The sequence below is a fragment of the Protofrankia symbiont of Coriaria ruscifolia genome, from assembly GCF_900634745.1.
GTDB lineage: Bacteria > Actinomycetota > Actinomycetes > Frankiales > Frankiaceae > Protofrankia > Protofrankia californiensis.
This window is the reverse complement of record NZ_CAAAFR010000110.1, coordinates 1-4,368: the sequence shown is the minus strand read 5'-3', so window position 1 is coordinate 4,368 and position 4,368 is coordinate 1. Positions and strand designations below refer to the sequence as shown.

General features: G+C 67.6%; 4 protein-coding genes and 2 pseudogenes. All 6 read right to left on the bottom strand.

Annotated elements, in window-relative coordinates; translation table 11 throughout:
* Positions 1-215: 215 nt before the first annotated feature.
* Positions 216-863: pseudogene (locus CV1CTNOD_RS13555) on the bottom strand (transposase); the annotation flags it as partial.
* Between the two features lie 56 nt (positions 864-919).
* A pseudogene (locus CV1CTNOD_RS13550) lies at positions 920-1,399 on the bottom strand (lantibiotic dehydratase); the annotation flags it as partial.
* 118 nt (positions 1,400-1,517) lie between these two features.
* Positions 1,518-1,703, bottom strand: coding sequence for an FxLD family lanthipeptide (locus CV1CTNOD_RS13545; protein WP_131786462.1), 186 nt, complete (start codon positions 1,701-1,703; stop codon positions 1,518-1,520).
* Positions 1,704-1,982: 279 nt separating this feature from the next.
* The gene (locus tag CV1CTNOD_RS13540) at positions 1,983-2,453 is read right to left on the bottom strand and encodes a PPC domain-containing DNA-binding protein (RefSeq protein ID WP_131786461.1); all 471 of its coding nucleotides are present in this window, start codon (positions 2,451-2,453) and stop codon (positions 1,983-1,985) included.
* A 1-nt stretch (position 2,454) separates the two neighbouring features.
* Positions 2,455-3,516 (bottom strand): asparaginase, encoded by a 1,062-nt coding sequence (locus tag CV1CTNOD_RS13535; RefSeq protein ID WP_207386417.1) that lies wholly within the window; start codon positions 3,514-3,516, stop codon positions 2,455-2,457.
* Between the two features lie 54 nt (positions 3,517-3,570).
* The gene (locus CV1CTNOD_RS13530; RefSeq protein ID WP_207386416.1) at positions 3,571-4,242 is read right to left on the bottom strand and encodes a hypothetical protein; all 672 of its coding nucleotides are present in this window, start codon (positions 4,240-4,242) and stop codon (positions 3,571-3,573) included.
* Between the last annotated feature and the right edge of the window lie 126 nt (positions 4,243-4,368).

Here is a 4,368-nt window from a genome sequence, read left to right as displayed (position 1 = left end):
GCCTCGTGGGGCGCCGCGGGAGCAGGTACCCGTACGGATCCGCAGCCCAGGGCTCCGGCGTGGACTCTGTTGGCTAACTCGAGGAGTGAATTACTGGACCATGGAGGGGCTGGTTCCGGACATGAGGGAAGACGCTGGGAGTCCGGCTTCCAGCGTTGTTTTTATCGGTGTTCGGTTAGCGGCTGCGGGCCTTCCTTTCTGTCCGGGTCGGACGATTATGCCGCTGGCGTGACGGTGACGGTATAGCCGAGTTTCTCCAGTTCGCCGACGAGATTCTTCCTGCGTCGTTCGGGGTCCCGGCGCCGGCGGGCGTGCCAGTCTCCACCGAGGTCCTGGTATACGGTGTTGTTCGCGATGATGTGCCAGTAGGCGATAAGAATGTCGTGGCGGGTCGCACCGATGGCTTTCAGAACACCACGGCGACCACGGACCTGGGCGTGGTGGGATGCCAGGTAGGTGTTCTTGCTACGGGCGGCGGCATGCGCAGCCTCGGTCAACGCGGTACGTAACCACTTGTTGCCGTGGCGGGTACGACCGGACAGGCGTTTCCCTCCCGAGGTGTGGTTCCCCGGGCAGATGCCCGCCCAGGACGCGAGATGGCCAGCGGTGGGGAACCGGCTCATGTCCAGGCCGACTTCGGCGAGCAGCACGGTCGCGGTGACCTCACCCACCCCGGTGATCGTGCGGATCCGGTCGACCGTCTCCCGAAAAGGGGCGATCATCACCTCGATCCGGTGGTCGAGCTCGTCGATCTGCTCGTCGCACAGGTCGATCCGTGCCAACAGCTGCGCGGCGAGGAAGCCGTGATGTCCGGAACGGAACGTGCCCGCGAGCGCCTCCCGCAGCTGCGGGATCTTGCTCCGGCAGCCGCATCGCGGACAAGACGCATGACGGCGGTGTTGCGTGCCGTCACCCGCCCCGGACCGCGTGGCATCTCGACCCGATCGCCCCGGTCCACCAGCAGATCGCAGATCATGACCTCCAGATGTGGCAGGAGATCAGGGAGCGTCTCCAGCCGCCCGACGACGTCGTCCAGCCACAGCGTGTCAGCCCGTGTGATCAAACGGTGGTTGGCGTCCCAGACCACCCGCGCATCGTCACCGACCTGGACCGCGGCGACGCCCGCGAACAGGCCGAACGGCGTGGGGCGACCCATCGACCGCAACAGGTACCGGATGACCGACAACGTCACCCGGTGGACCTGTTTCCCGCTGGAGATCCTCTCGTCGAGGACCTCCTCGACCCGGGCGGCAAAAGCACCGCTGGCATAGCGGATCGCGTCGGCGAATCCAGGTAGTTCCCACACATCGCGCAGCCACAGCCGGCAGGAGCCCGGGTCGGACAACGTCGGCCACTCGGCCGGTGTACGGGGCAGCGGAAGGACCGCCGCGCGCAGCATCGCACCACCGGCCTGGCGGTACAACGGCGTGTCAGTACCGCCCATCACATCCCTGTCGATCATTGTCGGCTACTGGCTGGTCGAGACGCGGGAGCCGGTGATCCGCTCTTTCCCCTGATCAGGCGCTGGCGCACGCCGACACGCAGGTGGAACCGCAGGTGTCACTGGTGTCGCACGCGCGCACCGTGTACCCCACCACCGCTTCGGTCGTCACCTGCACGTCGAGTCTGAACTCGTTCCAGGCGTCGAGCTGGGCCGGATCGGTCCGTTCCAGAACCGCGCTGGCAGGGGCACCGGGGGCCATTAATGATCACTCCTTCTGGGGGGCGGAGGGGGCTGCCCTGGTCTGTACAAGGGCCACCACACCGCGATGTGCACGACCACGATCGCCGCACGTCCCGCGCGGAGGAATCCCGATTTGCCGGGAGAGATGCCGGGAGAGATGGCGGGAGACTTACCGGGAGACATGAACTCGACCGGCTGTGTCCAGGGCCATCGCCGACGGGAGCGGCGGCTCGCTGCCCGGGCGTCCAGCGGCAGGAAGCCCGGCCGCGCCTCAGTTGATCGTCGGTGAGGACATCCCTCAGTCGAGGGCGTTACCGAACCGGAGCAGCGGTACGTCGTACAGGCCTGGGTCGCGTTCACGGCTCATCACCGGCCCGGCGGCCTCGATCACCAGCATCTCGGTCAGAAACTGAACTTTCGCCGACAACAGGTGGCTGGTGTGCGCCGCGGCGCTGTGCTGCTTGAGCCCGACCGAGACGTGGATGTGCGGCAGGATGCGGTCGGCGGTCTCGTCGTAGGCGATGGTGCCGCCGCCGAGAGCCTCGACGTTGGTCAGGTGCACCGCCGACCAGACCGGAGCATGGGGGTCGTCCAGTTTGCCGCAGGTGCCGACGACCTCCACCTCGGCGAAGCCGGCGATGAAGACGGGCACGAACCCCTGACGTACCCCGTTGGTGCGGCAGAAGTCGTCCAGGGCGGTGTAGAAGTCGTCGCCGTGGTCGAACGCTACCGCGAACGTCCTGCCGAGGGTCACCTGCTGGCTACGCATCTCACCGTCCCTTGCTTGCGTTGCCGGACCCGGCCCACGGCCAACGGTCAGGAGGGGCATAGCCGCCCTCGACAGCGAACGCCGCTTCGATCATCGTGCGGTCCGCGCCGGCCGCCAGCAGCGTACGCAGCAGAATCCGGGCCTTGTACGCGTCCAGGAACCCGGCCGCGATCAGCCCCCTGCCCAGAAGATCGCGTTCCGAGCCGGGAAAGCCGTAGGTGGCGGTGAGCACGGAGCCGGCACCGGTCCGGCTGGCGAGAACGACCGGTACCCGTCCTGCAAGGTCACCCAGGGCTGGTACGAGAGAGGCGGGCACATGACCGGCACCGAAACCGGCGATCACAGCACCGTCGACACGCTCCCCGAGAGCGTCCACCAGCAGCCCGTCATCGCCAAAGGTAACCATGACCAGCGGCACACGGAACGGGTGATCGCCCACCGGCGCCGGCACCACCACACGGTACGGAAGACAACTGAGGAACCGGGGCTGGCCCTCGACCAGATACCCCAGCGGGCCTCCGTTGGGAGAATGGAAGGTCGAGCCCGCGGTGGAATGCGTCTTGCGGACCCGCCGCGCCGCATGCACCTCATCGGCGAGCACCACCAGACAACCCAGGTCACACGCGGCCGAACTGGCGGCCGTCCGGACGGCGGCCAGCAGATTCGCCGGCCCGTCCGCTCCCGCCATGGTCGGATTGCGCATCGCGCCGGTGACAACGACGGGCCGTGAGCCGGCGTGGTGGAGGTCGAGCAGGTAGGCGGTCTCCTCGATCGTGTCCGTTCCCTGGACGACCACCACACCGTCGAGGCCGACGGCCATCCGCTTCCGCAGAAGCTCCGCAACCGCGGTGAGATCCTCGAATCCGAGGGAGGCCCCTGGCAGCCGACGAAAGTCGACGCTCTCCACGGCGATGCCGGTCTCAGCCAGTCCAGGCACCGCGGCCAGCAGCTCGCCAGCGGTCAACGCCGGGGCGACACCACCGTCCGCAGCCGCCGTCATCGCGATCGTCCCACCGAGACTGACCACGAGGACGCGTCGCTGGTCAGCCCGGGCATCAGACACAGGTGCCGCCCTTCAGCGGGAAGGAAACCGGGAAGGGACCACGGCCCTTGTCAGTCACCGGCCCCGATCCGGGCAATATAGCGGCACGCGGTCCACGCCAGCCGTGGAAAGCAGCCGACTCCTTGGCTCCGCGAACCCGGCGCAGCCGTACTCTCCCAACTCCCCGCACCGCCGCACCAGCCACGACCAGCCCAGATCCAGGTAGGCCGCCAGCGCCGACAGCCGCTCGACCGGGCTGCGACCGGCGATGACGGAACGAGCACCGGCATACGCCGCCACATCTCCATACTCCCGGATCGTAGAGCGATCGTCGGCAACACCAACCTGCCAGATCCCCTCGGCACCCACCCAGTTCGCCACCACGGCCCGACGCCCACGGTCCAGGACGAAGCCCTCCACCGCCGCGTACTCAGGGTCGGCGCACACGTGGATACGGATCCCGAACGACTCCATCAACGCCACGGCGAGGAACAGCAGTATCCGCTCGGCTGGCGGCGAGGTCGCGACCGCCCGGGACGGGACGCAGAAGCCTCTGCTCAACTCGTGACCGGCGAACCGGTCCGATATGGCCTGCAGATATTCGTACTTGTGCCGGAACAGCAGCCATACGCTGGCTTCCTCACCGCGCTGCTCACGGGTCCAGAACTCCGGAACCTGGTCCAGGGACGGCAGACGGCCCAGGATGTGCCGGGCGCAGAAATCGCTGCCCAGCCACATCCGCGACACCGCGGTGAGATCGCCTGCCAGGTCCCGCCCCGCCGACGAGTACGGCAGGCTCTCGTACCGGGTGACGTGCGGCCGCAGGTCGGCTAGTACTACAGCAACAGTGATCGTTGTGTGGTCTCATGTCAG